The organism is Arthrobacter sp. lap29 (genome assembly GCF_032458965.1).
In the GTDB taxonomy this organism is placed as follows: domain Bacteria; phylum Actinomycetota; class Actinomycetes; order Actinomycetales; family Micrococcaceae; genus Specibacter; species Specibacter psychrochitiniphilus.
Genome location: NZ_JAUCEK010000003.1, coordinates 1 through 16,928, shown reverse-complemented (window position 1 = coordinate 16,928; position 16,928 = coordinate 1). Strand labels below are relative to the sequence as shown.

Below are 16,928 nucleotides of genomic sequence, written 5' to 3'. Positions count from 1 at the left end.
ACTTGAGTCACTTCACTTCAATCTTCTTGACCGAATCGTCTTTGGCAACCTTATCGGTGATCTCCTGCAGGGCCTTGGTCAGACCTGCAACATCGAGCTTGCCGTCAAGGAAGGAGTTCCACGGAACAAGCTGGTCACCGTTCATGCCATAGGTGTCAACGAAGTTCCAGGTGAAGATGTCCTTACCAGCCTTCTCCAACATGGTGGTCTGTGAGACCAGCGCGGTGGAGCCGAAGCCGTCGGCGGGGACGGTGCCCTTGACAACGGTCGGTGCCAGCTTCTCCTTGGCGAAGTTGGTAGCTGCTTCCTTGGAGAGCATGGTGCGCAGCAATTCCTTGCCTGCTGCAACGTTTGCACCCTTGGCGGGAATGATGAAGGGCTCGCCACCTGCGGAGCGAACACCCGTCTGGGCGATCTTCGGACTGGCGGAGACAACGGGAACCGGTGCGCCCGTCATTTCGAAGCCCGCCTTGGTCTGGTCCTTCATCTCGTTCTCAATCCAGGAACCGGACGGGTACAGGAGAGCTTCCTGGCCGTTGGACCACTGAGCCTGAGCTGCGGTGAAGACAGTTCCTGCGCCACCGGGCTTGAACATGCCAGCCTTGACAATCTTCTCCATGGCGGTGAAAACGCTCTGCACTGCCGGCATTGACCAGCAGTCGGGCTTCAGGTTTTCAAGGGATAGGCGAACTTCATCGCCACCTTCCTTGATGGCGGATTCAATTGCCATAGTCTGGTAGTACGTTGCGGCTTCTTTACCGAAGACGAAGAGGAACTTGCCCTTTTCCTTGGCCTTAAGGCCCAGGTCGTAGGCTTCGTCCCAGGTGGTGGGAACGGTCCAGCCATTGTCCTTGAACAGGCTGGCGGAGTACCACCACGCGTATACGGTGAGCACGTAGTTGATGGCGGCAAGTTTGCCGTCAAAGGTACCCGGAGCCAGCACGCCATCGAAGAGCGTATCGGCGATCTTGGTGCCTTCGAGGTTGTTGGCGTCAACAACACTCTGCAGGTCTTCGAGCTGATCCAAGATGGTGCTGAAACCGATGGACTTTGCACCGGAGTTATCGATCAGATCAGGCGGGTTGCCACCAACAAAGCGGGGCTGTAGCTCCTGAGCAATGTCCGTGGAAGGTTTGATGCCGACTTCCAGCTCGGGGAAGTTCTTCTTGACGATGGCGCCAGCGAACTCAACGTAGTCAATGCCGTAGCCACCGTTGAAGATGACAGCGTCAAGCTTGCCGGTTGCGGCTACGCCGAACGGGTTCTTTGTGGGGTCAACGTCGCCACCGGGGGCAGCAGAGGTCTCCGCTGCGTTGTTGCCGCCTGCACAGGAAGCAAGCGCTCCGCCCAAGGGCAAAAGCACGGCGGTGGCCAGGGCGCCGCGGAGGAATCCACGACGCTGCAGCGGCTTGTTCTGAATACTCATTCTATTTACTGCCTTCCATTGATGGTACGAGCGCTAATTCGGTACTGCTTTGTACTGCCTTCTACTGCCCTGTACTAGTTCGTACGTTCACTGCATTTCACTGCAATTCTTACGGCTGACTTCAGGCGCTGTAGCGATCTTCTTCTCCAGTGCCGTTGGAATCACGCCTCCCGCCTGAGCCGGCCAACATACTGGCCCACCAGTGCTGTGTTGTGTTCGTCGCCGCCCGGTATATTTGCTGAAATATAAATGGGCGGTTGCTTCCCCGCACGGACCAGGCACTGGACAGTCTCAATGGTGAGCAGCTGCGCAATATATGCAGCTGTGATCGATGAGACCGCACCAACACCTCCTCCGCCGGAAACTTCAAGGGTGGTATCCCCATAAGGCGCCTGATTGTCAATAACAATGTCTGCAATTTCACTCAGACGCATTCCCGAAGGATGCTTTGTTTCGACGGCGCTTGTGTGCTCAAGGCTGGTGACGGCGATCACAGTGTGTCCGCGTTCCTTGGCCTCAAGGGCCAACCCAACAATGGAGCCGTTAACTCCGGAGTTGGAAGCGATTAGGAATATATCCCGGGGATCGATCAGTGACAGCTCAAAAAGCTCCTCCGCTGCCCCGGTATCGCGCTCCAAGACGGAGCCCTCCAGCGAGTCCAGCTCAGACACGTCACGGTCTCCGTGGAGAACCAGATCGCGCAGCGCAATCTTGCTCGTGGGGATCAACCCTCCGGCCCGGCCGGCAATTTCCATGGCAAACGCCTCGGAGTGGCCGGTACCAAATGCCTGGATGACCCCGCCGTTACTCAATGCCTCCGCCATGGCGGCAGCGGCTTGTGCAGCTCCGCCAGCCAGCGCCCATTCAGTAATGGCGTCAAGGCGAGAGGAAACTTCAAAGCTGAAACTTGTAATGGAATTAGACATGAGCTTCACCCTTCCCGGCGTTGCGCAGGCTCCTATGGGCACTCAACTCGATCCGGGCTGCCCGGGTAGGGCGCCTATGCGGAGAGACAGCCATGGCAGAGGCTGCCAATTTTGACGTGGTTTGGGCGAAATTCACTTGGGCCACCAGCAAGTAAATCAAGTCCAGAACAAGTAACTGGACGTGCTTGGCAGAGAGATCATCCGGCTGCAAGAACTGCTCGTGTACCGAGGTAATAATGGCCTCATCTGCACTCTCAGCTAGAGGCGAACCCGGATTGTTGCTCAGCGCGATGGTCAGCGCACCGGCCTCGCCCGCTTCACGGAGCATCTGCAGTGTTTCTTCGGTGCGGCCGGTGTTTGAGATTCCAATGGCCACGGAATTTGAATCCTGAATGGCTGCGCTGGTCAGGCCCGCGTGGACCTCCGACCAATGATGGGCGTTGATGCCAATGCGGTATAGCCGTGACTGCAGTTCCTTAGCCATCACGGCACTGCCGCCAATGCCATAAATATCAACGTGGGAACTCATGGCAATACGGCGGGCAATTTTGTTCATCAACGCCAGGTCCATGACCGCAGCGGTCTCTTCTAGTGAGCGCGTGTGCGCGTTCACTAGCGTGCTGAGTACATCTCGGGGGGAGTCATCGGGACCAAACGCACGCCCAATGTCAGCCTTCCACGATTCACGGGCATCGCTGCGACCAAGGTCAGAAGCAATACTGACCCGGAACGGGACATATCCGGCGTAACCTAACAGACGGCAGAACCGGGTCACCGTGGCCGGGGACGTTTTAGTTTGTTCCGCAAGTTCCATGATGGAGAACTCCAAGGGTGCCTGCGGGTGCTCCAAGAGGAAGGAACCAATTTTCGCCATTGCCGCAGGCATGTCAGGTAGCTTGGCCTGAATGCGGTTCACGACACCGGCAGCCGAAACTGCTACTGCAGGAGTCGTGGAGGCTGACATATGAAAATCCATTTCTTTTAGGTGGGTACATAATGAAAACTATTATCACTATTGATGTAAGTCAAGTCACACTCAGACACAGAATGGTAACGATGCGTAAATACCTAGCGATTGACGCCGGCGGCACGTCTACACGCGCCGTTCTTTTGAACTCCTCCGGTCACTGTCTGGGCTACGGAACAGCAGGGGGCGGAAACCCGGTTTCTCGCGGAGTTACGGCCGCTTTGGAGTCGCTGACCCAAGCCTCCATGCAGGCCCTTGGAGGTGCCCCAGCAAACATCTCCGGGGTACTCCTGGCCATGGCTGGAGCTTCCATGGAACCGCCAATGGATTTGTTCCACGAACGCTTCGTTGAACTGGGCCTATGCGGAAGCGTGATGATTGAATCTGATTTATTGGGGGCTTTTTACTCAGGAACTTATCAGGATGATGGCTGCGCCTTGATAGCCGGTACCGGAGCCGTTAGTGCCCGAATCGAGGGTGCGGAGCTGGTGGCCGTGGCTGACGGCACTGGGTGGTTATTAGGTGATAACGGCTCGGGTTTCTGGCTGGGCCGGGAGGTGGCCCGGGCGGTGGCCGCCGAGTTAGACGGCAGAGGCCCACGGACGGCACTGACAGGGTTAGTGTTGACCGAACTGGGCATCGAGCTCAATGTTGCACAGCGCTCTCAGGGCAGATTGCGGGCTCAACAGCAACTGATCGTCAAAACATACGAACTGAGCCCTATTGAGCTTTCCCGCTTTGCCCCGCTAGTCTTTGCGCTGCCGCAAGACGCCGTCGCAGGGGAGATCGCGCACCGCGCTGCCAGTCATTTGGCCAAAACACTTCTAGCTGTTGCCAGTAGCGCCTCAGCAACTGGCCCGGCGTCAGCTGACGCCGGCGGCATTGCCCGGACTCCCGGAGAGGTATGCGCCCAGCCGCTGGTATTTGGTGGCAGTGTCCTAACAAAGGGAAGGACGGTTGCGGCAGAGGTGCTCAAGCAACTGGCCGCGGCCCAGCCGGGGACGGCTGCAAGTGCTTCTATGGTCGAAGACGGAGTGGTGGGCTCAGCAGTACTGGTCCTCAAGCGCAACGGTATTGAGGTGGATGCGGTAGTTTTTACCAGAATCCAAGATAGCCTCGCAGCCCTGCGCGGGTAGCGCCGAAGGGGCTTTACCTACTTGCTGGGGCCGTCCTGGGCTTCTTCATCGGGCTTTTCTGCAGGCTCCCCTGCTTGCGCTGCGGAAGCCTGGCCGGCCTGTTCTGGGTTCGGGGCCAAACGGTCGGAGGATTTTCGGTATACGCCGGAGCCCTCGCTGAGGTAGGCGTCGTTTTCCTTGTGTCCCATCACCAGGAGTGAAGAAACCAGCAATGACGCAACGAAGGCAATGCCGCAAGCAATGCCAGCAAGGTCCCACCGCAGACCGTACTGTGTACCACCGGAGGCAAACACCAACGTGAATAGACCAGCCACTGCTGCCAAAGCAGCCGAGAAACTCAACGGGAGCTTTATGGAATTGGCTGATTTGGGGTTCGCCGGCTCTTCAGTGCCCACAATTGATCCTTTGCTTTGATTGGTGTGTCGCGCACCACGCGTTTCTACGCAAAGTAGAAAAATCTACTACCAGTTTACTGGGCTTTTGCGGTGCCGCCGTCATGGCGTAGCGTCAAGGCTGATAACGCCCAAAGAGCGCCTGTCATCAGCGCCCCACCGCCGGCCACACCGAGCATGGCATGGGGCCCGGCTGCCGCAAAGAACGGCAGCAGGATACCGGTGCCCATCGCCAATACTCCTGAGATCCGCCAGTCACTGGCAAGAGCAAGCTTCTCCCCTGAGTTTCCCGCCGGCTTCCGTATCGCTGCGAATAGTTCAGCCGCACCCAGCACGGCCAGTGCCACACCACCCAGCCACGCGGCAACCACAGAACTAGCTGAAATCGCCACCATCACGCCACCTACTGCAAGGATCCCTGCGGCACCTTGGAGCATAACTCTGCGGGAGTCTCGGCGCGGCAGCGCCATGGTGCGCACAATCCAGTACTGCCCCGCAGCAGAGGCCAAGAAGTAAACCGCTAGGGCAAGGCACATGCCCAGCGGGCCGGGTTCGGCCCAGAAGACGGTGGTGAGGCCAAAAGCCAAGGCGACTAGGGCTCGCAACAACACCGGTCGCCACAGCAGTGGCGCTCCAGGCGTCAAGAGTTTGGCGTTAGCAGATTGGGGAAGGGCTGTATCACTCACCCACTAAGTCTAGCCGCGGCGAGCCGGAACACCGATCTGCATCCATCGCCCCGTTCGCGCGCGCAAGCCCAGCGTCAATCCTCTGGCTCCCATATAGCCCACACTGAATGCCACCCAGACCCAAAGCATGCCCGGAATGGTATCTCCAAGGCCCGCCTGTCCAACCCAGTAAAGCAACGGCAGGTAGATGACCAGATTAGCCAGCCCGGCTAAGGCCAGGTAGCGGGCATCCCCTGCACCTATCAGAACGCCGTCAAGAACAAACACGTAACCGGCCAGGGGCTGCCCTACCGCCATAACCAGTAGAGCCACAGTCAACGCTGCATGGACGCCAGGATCTGTTGTGAAGAGCCAGCCCACCACCCCTGAAATAGCCGCAATTCCAACACCCGTCACAACACCAAACCCCAGCCCCCACCGGGTCATGGTCTTTGTCAGCAGCCGCACTGAAGCCACGTTGCCAGCTCCTAGTTCCTTGCCAACCAGGGCCTGAGCGGCAATGGCCAGGGCATCCAGTGCGAATGCCAAGAAACTAAAGAGCGTCATGGCCAGCTGATGGGCGGCAAGATTGGTTGGCCCCTGTGCTGTCACCACCACCACGGTCAAAACAATGGCGGCACGCAAGGACAGGGTACGGAGCATGAGCCAGCTGCCCACTTTAGAGACTGCTTTGACGCCGCTCCAATCGGGACGCAACCCCACCTCATAGCGCCGCGCTGCACGGGCCACAATAACGAGGTAAACCGCGGCCATGCCCCACTGGGCAATGACGGTGCCAGCAGCGGCTCCTCCCACCGAGAGGTTAAAGCCGTAGACCAGAGAAAAGTTCATGACAATATTTACGGCAAAACCTATGGTAGCCACAATCAGCGGTGTCTTGGTGTCCTGAAGTCCGCGCAGAACACCCATGGCGGCCATGACCAGAAGCATGGCCGGGATACCCGCCAAACTGATCATGAAGTATTGCCGGGCGTACTCTAAGACTTCGTCTTGAGCACCCATGGCAGTGAGCAGCCAGCCGCCGAAAAATATACCCAGCACGGAAAGTACAATCCCGAGCAGCACAGCCAGCCACAGCCCATCACGCCCCACTGCGAGAGCTTCGCGATGCCTGCCAGCCCCCAGAAGACGTGCAACGGCGGGCGTTGTGGAATAGGCCAGAAAAACCATAAGCCCCACCACAGTTTGTAAAACTGCGGCAGCCAGCCCCACCCCCGCCAGTTGCGGAACACCCAAATGACCCACAATGGCGGAATCCGCCAGCAGAAAAAGCGGTTCAGCAACAAGTGCCCCAAATGCGGGTATGGCGAGCCCACGAATTGCTCTGGCAGTTGTGCGGCGGGTGGCCTTGGAGGCGTCGGAACGCATGACTGATTCGGGCATGGTTTAACAGTAGCCGTGAAGCAGAAGCCACCTGGGCAGAGGAGCCGCCTGGACAAAGGAGCGTCCTGGGCCAGGAGCTCAGGGGTATGCAGAAAGAGCCAGCCACCTCCCAGCCGCCGCGGGTAGCACCGCCGTCAGCGCCTGGGCCGTTTTCAGGAAGGCGGCTGGGCTTCTCTTAGGAAGCTTCTCTTACAACGCGTGTTTCCCGAAGGCGGTCAGTAGCCGCCGCCACTTTCGCTGGCCATGTTGGCGAAGCGGGAATAGTGGCCCTGGAAACCCAACACAATGGTCTTGGTGGGACCATTTCGGTGCTTGGCCACGATCACGTCTGCTTCTCCGGCGCGCGCCGATTCCTTGTCGTAAATATCCTCACGGTGCAACAGGATGACCATGTCGGCATCCTGCTCGATGGAGCCGGATTCACGGAGGTCTGAAACCATGGGTTTTTTATCGGTTCGCTGCTCAGAGCCACGGTTCAGCTGTGACAACGCCACTACGGGAACTTGCAGTTCTTTGGCGAGCAGCTTCAACGCACGTGAGAACTCTGAGACTTCCTGCTGGCGAGATTCCACCCTTTTGCCCGAAGACATTAGCTGCAGGTAGTCAAGAATCACCAGCTTTAGATCATGCTGTTGTTTCAACCGGCGGCATTTGGCCCGAATTTCCATCAGTGACATATTGGGCGAGTCATCAATGAATAGCGGGGCCTCGTTCATTTTGCCCATGGTGGTGGCAATTTTAGACCATTGATCGTCCTTGACGGTTCCCTTGCGTAGATCCTGCAGGCTGATGGTTGCCTCGGCAGATAGGAGCCGCATAGCAATTTCATTGCGCCCCATTTCCAGGGAGAAGACAACGGTGGCCATATTGTGATCAATGGCGGCCGAACGCGCCCAGTCCAGTGCGAAGGTACTCTTGCCAACGGCTGGACGGGCAGCAATGACAATCATCTGGCCGGGGTGCAGACCATTGGTTAATTCATCAAATTCATAGAAACCGGTGGGAACGCCTGTCATCCCTTGGCCTTTGTGTCCTGAGGCCTCAATTTCATCCACCGTGGATTCCATGACGTCCTTGAGGAGCACATAGTCCTCTGTGGTGCGGCGTTCAGCGACAGCAAATATTTCTGCCTGTGCCGCGTTGACGGTGTCTTCTACTTCACCGTCCTGGGCATAGCCCATCTGGACAATTTTGGTGCCGGCGGTGACAAGCCGGCGCAGCACTGCACGCTCGGCAACAATCTCAGCATAGAACCCGGCATTGGCAGCTGTTGGCACAGACTGGATCAACTGGTGCAGGTATGCGGCACCTCCGGCTTTGGTGATCTCACCGCGTTTGGTTAGCTCATCGGCGATCGTGATGGCATCAGCAGGCTCACCACGGCCGTAGAGGTCCAAGATTGCTTCATAGATGCTCTCGTGCGACGGTCGGTAAAAGTCGTTGCCACGCAGAACCTCAACAACATCTGCAATGGCATCCTTGGAAAGCATCATGCCACCTAGGACGCTTTGTTCGGCCACTAGATCCTGCGGCGGGGTTCTGGCGAAGTCCGGCTCGCGGGAAGTATCCCTTTTGTCCATGGCTGGAGCTGACATGTTGGTGCCCACTTTCTGCCCTGCTGGCCGGGCCTTTCATCACCTAGCGGTGACACATTGCGTGCTACTGCTCCTGCTTACCAGCTGATACCGACAAAGTTGTCAAAAGAGGAGGCGTTCTTTGCAACGTTAGACGCTCTCAGAACATCTACCAACCCCATTGTCCACCCCTCCTGTGGATAACCGGTGCATTAACTGCCATTGCTTGTGCACAGGATGGGGACAAGCATGTGGATAACTCCGCCAAGCTGCATAGAAACACGCGCTGACAAGGTAAAACACTATCCACTGCCTGTGGATTAGGACATTTTTAGTGACCTTCTTCGCTATCGCGAGGTAGCCTCGGCGCTCAGTTATCGAAATCACCCGTCAGGGGATATCCACAGAGATATGTCGCTCTGTGGATATCCGCACAGTTCAGGCCTGCCTTCGGCTCCTATGCGCACTCAGGTATGTGCCGGCACTGCCGCATTGCCTTCGGTGAATATCACTTCACGTACGCTTCGGGGAAGGGAAGGTGAGTGACCCGCCGTCGTATTTTCACCAAACGGGGCGTTAACCCAAAAACCCGGCCCCCCACAAGGGGACCGGGTTTTTGAAGCGATGAAGCAGTGCAGCGAGACTAGCTTGCTACAACGTTCAAGGTGAGCGTAGCTGAAACATCGTCGTGGAGACGAAGAGTTGCAGTGTGCTTGCCAACCGACTTGATGTGGGCGGGCAGTTCAACCTTGCGCTTGTCAATGGTTCCCAGACCTGCAGCGGCAACAGCCTGTGCAACGTCGGCAGCCTTGACGGTGCCGAACAGGCGGCCTGAGGCGCCTGCCTTTACCTTGAGTACAACTACCGTAGCCGTCAGGGCAGCTGCCTGCGCCTGTGCGGCTTCAATGGTCGCGTGCGCGTGAGCAGCACGTGCAGCCTTGATGGTCTCCACTTGCTTCTCACCGCCCTTGGACCAGGTCAGTGCGAAGCCGCGGGGCAAAAGGAAGTTACGTGCGTAACCGTTCTTTACCTCAACGATGTCGCCAGCGGCACCGAGGCCGCTTACTTCGTGAGTCAAAATGAGCTTTGCCATGTTTAGTTATCTCCCTTAACCGCGGCCAGCGCCGGAGTAGGGCAGCAGTGCAACTTCGCGGGCGTTCTTAATTGCCTGTGCGATCTTGCGCTGCTCCTGGACGGTGACACCCGTGACGCGGCGCGCACGGATCTTTCCGCGATCAGAAATGAATTTGCGCAGCAATGCTACGTCCTTGTAGTCGATGACTGTGACGTCAGCGGCCTTCAAGGGGTTGGACTTTGGTTTGGGCTTACGGAGTTCAGCCTTAGCCATCGTGGAGCTCCTTAGTATTCGTGGAGCCCGTGGATATTAATCCGCGGGATGGTGTGCGTACGGCGGTTGCCGCACAAATTTACTTGGTATTTCTAGAAGGGAGGCTCGGAGCTATCCGGGCCCGCGCCCCAGCCGCCGGTTGTTCCACCGGGCGTAGCCCAGGGATCAGCCGCCGGTGCGGATTGTGGCTGCTGCTGTTGGCCGCCGCCCCAAGGAGCGTTGCCGCCACCCTGAGAGCCGCCACCGAAGCCGCCTTGTCCTCCGCCAGCGTTGCCGCCGCCGAAGTTGCCGCCCGCGGGAGCGCCATTGCCGCCACCGAAGTTGCCCCCACCCTGTCCGCCGGAGCGTTGGGTGCGGTTGACCTTGGCGTTGGCATAGCGCAGCGAGGGACCGATCTCGTCGACCTCAAGCTCCATAACGGTGCGCTTTTCGCCTTCTTTGGTGTCGTAGGTCCGCGACTTCAGCCGGCCTGAAACAAGTACGCGCATGCCCTTTGTGAGGGATTCGGCAACGTTCTCGGCCGCTTCACGCCAGATCGACGCGCGGAGGAACAGCGTTTCGCCGTCCTTCCACTCGTTGGACTGGCGGTCAAAGGTCCGCGGAGTCGACGCAATGGTGAAGTTCGCTACTGCTGAACCGCTCGGGGTAAACCGAAGTTCCGGGTCACCGGTGAGATTACCAATGACCGTGATAGTGGTTTCGCCTGCCATCTGCTCCTGCTTCCTGCTTGGTGTTTTCCTACAATGAAAAAGCTATGGGGTGTTTGCCGAAATTACTCGGCAACAACCTTCTGCTCTTCCGGACGGGTGATCTTGGTGCGCAGGATGGTCTCATTGAGGCCAAGCAGGCGGTCAAGTTCCTGAGCGGTAGCAGGCTCAGCGGTGAAGTTCACCACGGCGTAGATACCTTCAGACTTCTTCTGGATGTCGTAAGCCAGGCGACGACGGCCCCAGATGTCAACCTTTTCGATGGTTCCACCATCGTTGGTGATGACATTGAGGAACTTCTGAAGCGACGGCTCAACGGTACGCTCATCAACATCGGGGTCGATGATTACCATCAGTTCGTAAGGACGCATATGTGAACCCACCTCCTTTGGTCTAGGCGGTTACGGCATTTCCGTAACAGGAGGTTCTTTTGCGGTGCTGCCTGGCGCGAACACTCAACGAGTGGGTCCGGTGCCAGCACAGACTTATCCATCCTACCGTAAGTACGACGCCGGAGCCTCACCCCTGTGCGTAACTCTCGCCACACGCTGTGCCCTCTGCCGCAAGGCTCGCTTTCAGCACTACCGCGCACCGATCCGGCTCGCACCTTCATCGAGCCGTGAGAAATGGTCGCTTTCGCGGCTCAAAACGACCATTTCTCACGGATGAATAGGATGAACCGCCAACGTCACGCTCCGACGGGGCCCAGAAGCGGCGGAAATGGCCACACCATGGCTTAAAATGGAACTAACCCCGTCCCCTTTTGCCGAAAGGCTCTGCCATGCGCTCTACTGACAACGCCGTTGCGCAGTGGCACGCGCAAAAACAGCTGCGGACAGGCCCGGCCTGGAAACTTCTCCAGGGTGCACCGTGGGCGCTTGCTTTTTTGCGGGCAGAATTCAGCGCCACCCGGCAGCGCGTTCCCCTAGAGGAATTCCATGCCTCGCTGACGGACTTCATGAAGGAGTTGCGGGAGGAGAGCCTCAGCCTGAACGAGGCCTGGCAGGCTTCGCATTATGCGGACTCTTGGGTACGCAGCCAGTTCCTGGCCCGGCCCATGGTTGATGGCAAGTTCCAGTACGAGCCAACGGCAGCCACGGCACGGGTGCTGGCGTTCATTGACACGCTCGGTGCCCGTCACACGAACCTGAACAGTTCACGTCTGAGCACGCTGCTGAACAGTATTGAAACGCTCTCGCAGCAAAGCGATCCCAACCCGGAGTCGCGCATCGCTGCCCTCGAAGCGGAAATTCTTGAGCGCCGCCATGAGATCAACGCGCTGCAAAACGGCGCCAGCCCGGCCGTGCTCTCCAACGACTCCGCGGTTGCCGCAACCCGCAGCGTGCTTGATCTAGCCGCCAGTCTGCCGGCTGATTTCAAGCGCATGCGCGACGGCGTTGAGGTCATGTTGCATACGATTCGCACCGAAATCATGGAATCCTCCGTGACGAAGGGTGTTGCCGTAGGCCAGGTACTGGCAGGAGATAAGGCCCTGCGCGGCACGGCCGAGGGCGAGACCTTCAAAGGCTTCACCGAGTTCCTCAACAACCCCGTTCAGCAGGCCCGGTTCCGGCAATCGGTCAATGAAGTCCTGGAGCGGGACTTCACCGCGGCACTCACCTCCGAAGAACGGCACAACTTAGCCTCGCTGGTTCGGGAAATGCGCCGCCAGGCAGCCGAGGTCCACACGATTTACGGGCGCCTTTCGGAGAGCCTGCACGCCTACGTCCAGTCCGCAGAATTCCAAGAGTCGGTGCTGCTGCGCAAAGCCATCCATGCTGCCGAACAGGGTGTTGCTACGGCGTCCTTGGGATCCCGCACCCCGGTGGTGACACCGTTGCTGTTCTCACCCACCTTTGAAACATTGGCCGGGCTGGGGATCTTCAATCCGGAGGACCACGTACCGCCACCTAAACTGGCCGCTCCCCCGGCCCTCAGCGACGCCGATATCCACAGGACCCCGGCAACACCGGCACCCAATATGCCCAAGTTGCTGGCCGCCGTGGAGCAGGCCAAGGAATTGCGCAATGGTGCCGCCACTCTTTCAGAGGTTTATGCCTGCCTGCCGGACGAGCTTCATCACATCAACACGATTCGCGGACTGATTCTCGCTGCACGCGGTTCCAATCACAACCTGGATCCGGGCCGCAGCGAAACACTTTCATTCACACAGATTGACGGGACCACGCGCACCGCAACCGTCCCCCTTTTCACTTTCACGAAGGACTAACGCACCATGAGCACCGAGCGCACCCTCTTTCCCGGCGACACCGGCTCATTTCCTCTGGACATGCGCCAAGCCCTCGTGCGGTTGCTACGCGGGCCCTACATTGACGGCGCAGCAGATCCAGCCCTGTGGACCACCATTCTCACGCACTCCGTCTCGCTCCAGCAGTATCTCAGCGAGATTTTCTTGTTGCTCAGTGTTGATAGTGAACGCAAAATTGCACTGCTCGCGCCCGCCGAGATTGAGGCAGTCCATGCCCAGCCCATCGTGGCCAGAAAGCCCCTTCGCCGCGAGGAAACACTGCTTGCATTGCGTCTTCGGGTATTGCTGGATAGGCACGCTGGCACGGGGACGGATGTGAGTATCTCCCGGGCGGGGGCACGGGAGATCCTGGCTGAACACCGTCAACCCGGCACTGTTGATGACAAGCGTCTGGACGAGGCCACGGATGCGGCACTGGCCAGATTGCTCAACCTCAAGCTCATCCTGCCCACCGAGCTGGAGAACGAATACAGGGTCAGTAACGCCCTTGCGCTGGCCTTGCCGTTTGACTCCATCGATCAAATACCGGCCTACCTGGCCGCACTGGATGCTGGCGCACAAGACGAGCCCGGCACCGACGAGCCAGCTACCGACGGCTCCGCTACTGACGACTCTGCCACGCAAGGGGCCTTCCTATGAGCATTGCAACAACCTTGCCCATCGGCGAGGAACTGAACCCCGGACAGTTCCGGTTGAGCCAAATTCAGATCATCAACTGGGGCACCTTCCACGGACGCCACAGCATGCATGTGGACCGTGCCGGTACCTTGCTAACGGGCCACCCAGGCGTGGGCAAGTCAACGCTTTTTGACGGCATCCAGCATATTTTCTATGCTGCGCCGAGGCTCAACGAATCCGCGCACGACGCGTCGAACCGCAAGGACCGCCGCACCACGTTCAGCTATATGCGCGGGCGCAAGATCAAAACCGCCCAGGGCGTTGCATACCAACGCCCCAGCGCCACTTGGTCCGCCACAGCGCTCGTGTTCGAGGACGGATTGGGTAGGCACGTCACTATTGCCGCCCTCTTTGACCTGCCGGCGAACGGCCTTGAGGGGCAGCTTGGCAAGCATTACCTCATCCATGACAAGCCCCTTGACACCCAGGCACTGGAGAACCACGGCAGCCGCCGCTTCTCGCCGTCGTCCCTGCACGCTGCGCTTCCCGGGGCCGAGGCCTTTGATGTGCACAAGACGTTTGCTGAGCGGTTCCGGCGCAAGCTGGGAATCCACAACGACAAGGCGTTCAGCTTGCTGCGAACGCTACAGAACGGCAAGGGCCTGGATAAGGGCGTCAACCGCTTCTTCCGCTACGAGGTATTGGACAAGCCGGCCACACTGACCGCTGCCGCTGCCGCGGTGGAGGACTTCAGCCATCTCAGCGGTATTCACCGGCAGCTTCAGGACGCCCGTGGACAGCGAGATGCGCTGGCCCCTGTGCCTGCGCTGCATCAAAAAATGTGCGAATTGGGCGCAGAATATACCCGCACAGTTGAGCTAAAAAATGTTCAGCTTCCCCTTCTGCGCCAGCAATTCCAAGGGGAACTGCTGGCGGCCAAGGCCGTTGCACTGGAAGAGGCGCAGGAGCGCAAGCACACCGAAATCGCGGCTGCCACACTAGCAAAGGACGCACTGGGTGAATCCGTGTCCGCGCTGGCCAACCAACATGCCAGCCATGGTGGGCATGCCATCGAGAATTTAGAAAAGGACATCCGCAGCGGTAAGCGCGAACTCACCGAGCGGGTACGTCTTGAGGCTGCTGTTAGGGAAGACCTCTCGGGGGCCGGGCTTGTATATGACTGGAGCCCTGATGGCCTGGCCGCAGCCCGCTCGGCCGCGGCAGACGGCGTCGAGCCTCAACAAGCACAGACCGATTCAGCCAAGGCCTACGAATATCAATCCGTTGCAGCGAGTGTGAATGTCAAGGCACAGAAGAAGGCGCTGCGTGCCGAGATTGCAGCCTATGAGCGCCGCGGCTCCAACATTGACTCGCGCAGCGCCGCGGCCCGCCGCGCCATTTGTGCCGCAACAGGGTTCGATGTCCAGGATATGCCGTTTGCCGGAGAGCTGGTGGACATTGGCGGCGGTCACAGTGCCTGGCGGCCTGCGGCGGAGAAGGTACTGCGTTCGCTCGCCACCACTTTGCTGGTGAGGGGTCCGGACGTCGCTGCCGTGACGGCCGCTATCAACACCCTTGAGGGCCATGGCAAGCTGCGCTGGATAGATCTGGGTGTTCCGGCCAAGCCAGCCAAGGCGGGGCGCGATCATTTGGTCACCAAACTTGATTTCCACGAGTCCGACGCCGGCGCCTGGCTACGTGGAAAAATCGCGGGAGACTTCGCATTAGCCTGCGTTGTAGACGACGCAGCATTGCACCAGCACGCAAAGGCAGTCTCGCAGGCCGGTACCGTGAAACTCGGCGCCGCATTGTTTGAGCGTGATACCCGTACCATCAACCCAGCAGACTACTTGCTCGGATTCAACAATGGGGCCAAGATTGCCGAGCTGGAAGAGCAGGCGGAACTTCTGGCGGCCGAACAGTCAGCCGCAGAAGCCGCCGCCATGCAGAGCAGCCTAGTGAAGGAGGAATCGGCCCGCAAGCTTGCAACACTGAAGCGGATAGCCGGTGACTCCCGGCGCTTTGACGAACTGGACTCAACGGCACTAGCCACCACCTTGGACGGACTGGCGGCAACCTTGGAGAAAACCATTGCAGGCAGCACCACCTTGGCCCAACTCAGAGACTCCCTCACAGCGGCCCAGGCTGAACTGGAAGCTGCCGTGGGCCGGGTGGCTGTACTTCACCACGATCGCTCTGCCCTGGAGCGGGACCTTGCCTCGGTACAGGCCGTGCTCGCGGGTGGCGACTCAGCAAAGCCCGCCGACGATTGGGCGCAGGAAGCCTTTGCCCCCTATCTCAGAGATGGTGAACCCAACACCCTTGAAGAGCTGGAAATGCTGTTAAGCCATGTCGCCGTGGACTTGGGTGAGCGTATCGCCACATTGAAGGAGCACCAGTTCCGCACGGAAGGTGCGCTGAGCGAAATCTTTAAGGCCTTTGCCAGGGCGTTCGGACCCTCCATGAGCGCCAGCCACGGCACGGGCGCTGAGGCTGCACCACACTATGCCGAACTCTATGACCGCATTGTTTCCGATGGCCTACCCCAGCGTCAGGATGAGTTCAAGGAGTATTTCAACAACCGCTCCTACGAACGTTTCTCGGACCTGTTGCAGTTGCTGGAGGAAGAGCGCCGTGCCATTGAGGAACGCATACTGCCGCTGAACCAGATTCTGGCAGACGTGCCCTTTGAAAAGGGCAGCCGCCTGCGCCTCGAAGTCAAAACCAGCATTCCGGACGAGGCCCGCACCTTCCGCCAAGACCTCAAGGAAGCACTGGGTAATGCCTACACCCAGGCCACGGAGGAAACCATGGCTTCCAGCTATCAGCAGCTAGAACTGCTGGTTAACGCGCTGGCCGATCCTGCCCTGGCTCATTGGACAGACACTGTATTGGACGTCCGTCAACACGTGAGCATCAGCTGCAATGAGCACCGCCCTAACGGTGAGATTGAGACCGGCCTCGAGCCGGGCACACTCTCGGGCGGTGAGGGTCAGCGCTTCACCTCTTTCATCATGGGTGCCGCGTTGGCGTACCAGTTGGGGATCGATGCTCAGGGCTACAGCACCTACGGGACAGTGATGATCGATGAGGCCTTCATCCAGGCCAACTCCGAATACGCGGGGGCCGGCATCAACGCACTTCAGGAGTTTGGCTTCCAGTTGTTACTGGCTGCCCCGGAAGACAAGGTTGATTTGTCTCGTCACTTGGGCTCGGTGACGGACATTATCAAGCACCCGCACGCTAACGTCTCAGGATTTGTTTCCACGGGCCAGTCTCCCGCCACTGCCACGGCCATCATCTTGCGCTAACGCCAAGCTAGGCGGCACAGAACACTGAAGGGATAAGACATCCGGAGGGCGGCAATCACTACGATTGCCGCCCTTCTTCTGCCTCCGCCACTTCTGCTCCACCACGGCTCCAGAAGGAGGGGGTGGCCCCCAAATCTGGTGGTGGGAACCAAGGGAAGCCCGTTAAATGCGGGAAGCCGCCCTGG

15 protein-coding genes are annotated in these 16,928 nt (G+C 58.9%); 4 read left to right on the top strand and 11 right to left on the bottom strand.

Annotation, left to right across the window (positions count from 1 at the left end; all coding sequences use genetic code 11):
* Positions 1-7: 7 nt before the first annotated feature.
* The 3 genes from ngcE to RY113_RS05620 all read right to left on the bottom strand — a co-directional run bounded on the left by ngcE (position 8) and on the right by RY113_RS05620 (position 3,316).
* Positions 8-1,426 carry an N-acetylglucosamine/diacetylchitobiose ABC transporter substrate-binding protein gene (gene ngcE, locus RY113_RS05630; RefSeq protein ID WP_110105305.1) on the bottom strand — a complete coding sequence of 473 codons (1,419 nt, stop codon included), beginning with the start codon at positions 1,424-1,426 and terminating at the stop codon, positions 8-10.
* Positions 1,427-1,587: 161 nt separating this feature from the next.
* Entirely contained in the window at positions 1,588-2,352 is a 765-nt protein-coding gene (locus tag RY113_RS05625; protein ID WP_110105306.1) for a sugar isomerase domain-containing protein, read from the bottom strand.
* A complete protein-coding gene (locus RY113_RS05620) occupies positions 2,345-3,316 on the bottom strand; it encodes a MurR/RpiR family transcriptional regulator (RefSeq protein ID WP_170120897.1) in 972 nt (323 codons plus the stop codon). Before RY113_RS05620 ends, RY113_RS05625 begins: the two co-directional genes overlap by 8 nt.
* Before the next feature lie 92 nt (positions 3,317-3,408).
* Here RY113_RS05620 and RY113_RS05615 point away from each other — a divergent pair, with 92 nt between their 5' ends.
* Positions 3,409-4,455: an N-acetylglucosamine kinase gene (locus tag RY113_RS05615; RefSeq protein WP_170120898.1), complete on the top strand. Its 1,047-nt coding sequence runs from the start codon at positions 3,409-3,411 to the stop codon at positions 4,453-4,455.
* Positions 4,456-4,472: 17 nt separating this feature from the next.
* Here RY113_RS05615 and RY113_RS05610 read toward each other — a convergent pair whose 3' ends face one another.
* The 8 genes from RY113_RS05610 to rpsF all read right to left on the bottom strand — a co-directional run bounded on the left by RY113_RS05610 (position 4,473) and on the right by rpsF (position 10,916).
* Positions 4,473-4,850 carry a hypothetical protein gene (locus tag RY113_RS05610; protein ID WP_110105309.1) on the bottom strand — a complete coding sequence of 126 codons (378 nt, stop codon included), beginning with the start codon at positions 4,848-4,850 and terminating at the stop codon, positions 4,473-4,475.
* 74 nt (positions 4,851-4,924) lie between these two features.
* On the bottom strand, positions 4,925-5,533 hold the full coding sequence (locus tag RY113_RS05605; protein ID WP_245932077.1) for a hypothetical protein: 609 nt from the start codon (positions 5,531-5,533) through the stop codon (positions 4,925-4,927).
* 9 nt (positions 5,534-5,542) lie between these two features.
* Positions 5,543-6,916, bottom strand: a complete 1,374-nt coding sequence (locus RY113_RS05600; RefSeq protein ID WP_373366667.1) for an MATE family efflux transporter — start codon at positions 6,914-6,916, stop codon at positions 5,543-5,545.
* 215 nt (positions 6,917-7,131) lie between these two features.
* The gene (dnaB, locus tag RY113_RS05595) at positions 7,132-8,511 is read right to left on the bottom strand and encodes a replicative DNA helicase (RefSeq protein ID WP_110105368.1); all 1,380 of its coding nucleotides are present in this window, start codon (positions 8,509-8,511) and stop codon (positions 7,132-7,134) included.
* A gap of 622 nt (positions 8,512-9,133) precedes the next feature.
* Complete coding sequence (gene rplI, locus RY113_RS05590) at positions 9,134-9,583, bottom strand: 50S ribosomal protein L9 (RefSeq protein ID WP_110105310.1); 450 nt, start codon at positions 9,581-9,583, stop codon at positions 9,134-9,136.
* A 15-nt stretch (positions 9,584-9,598) separates the two neighbouring features.
* Positions 9,599-9,838: a 30S ribosomal protein S18 gene (gene rpsR / locus RY113_RS05585; RefSeq protein WP_005273147.1), complete on the bottom strand. Its 240-nt coding sequence runs from the start codon at positions 9,836-9,838 to the stop codon at positions 9,599-9,601.
* Between the two features lie 92 nt (positions 9,839-9,930).
* Positions 9,931-10,548: a single-stranded DNA-binding protein gene (locus RY113_RS05580; protein ID WP_110105311.1), complete on the bottom strand. Its 618-nt coding sequence runs from the start codon at positions 10,546-10,548 to the stop codon at positions 9,931-9,933.
* 62 nt (positions 10,549-10,610) lie between these two features.
* Positions 10,611-10,916, bottom strand: coding sequence for a 30S ribosomal protein S6 (gene rpsF, locus RY113_RS05575; protein WP_110105312.1), 306 nt, complete (start codon positions 10,914-10,916; stop codon positions 10,611-10,613).
* A gap of 410 nt (positions 10,917-11,326) precedes the next feature.
* Here rpsF and RY113_RS05570 point away from each other — a divergent pair, with 410 nt between their 5' ends.
* From RY113_RS05570 to RY113_RS05560, 3 genes are read left to right on the top strand one after another with little or no spacing between them, the layout of a single operon-like run.
* A complete protein-coding gene (locus RY113_RS05570; RefSeq protein WP_315913827.1) occupies positions 11,327-12,775 on the top strand; it encodes a DUF3375 domain-containing protein in 1,449 nt (482 codons plus the stop codon).
* Positions 12,776-12,781: 6 nt separating this feature from the next.
* Positions 12,782-13,453 (top strand): DUF4194 domain-containing protein, encoded by a 672-nt coding sequence (locus RY113_RS05565; protein WP_110105315.1) that lies wholly within the window; start codon positions 12,782-12,784, stop codon positions 13,451-13,453.
* On the top strand, positions 13,450-16,743 hold the full coding sequence (locus tag RY113_RS05560; protein WP_315913826.1) for an ATP-binding protein: 3,294 nt from the start codon (positions 13,450-13,452) through the stop codon (positions 16,741-16,743). The genes RY113_RS05565 and RY113_RS05560 overlap by 4 nt, the downstream gene beginning before the upstream one ends.
* The last annotated feature ends 185 nt before the right edge of the window (positions 16,744-16,928 follow it).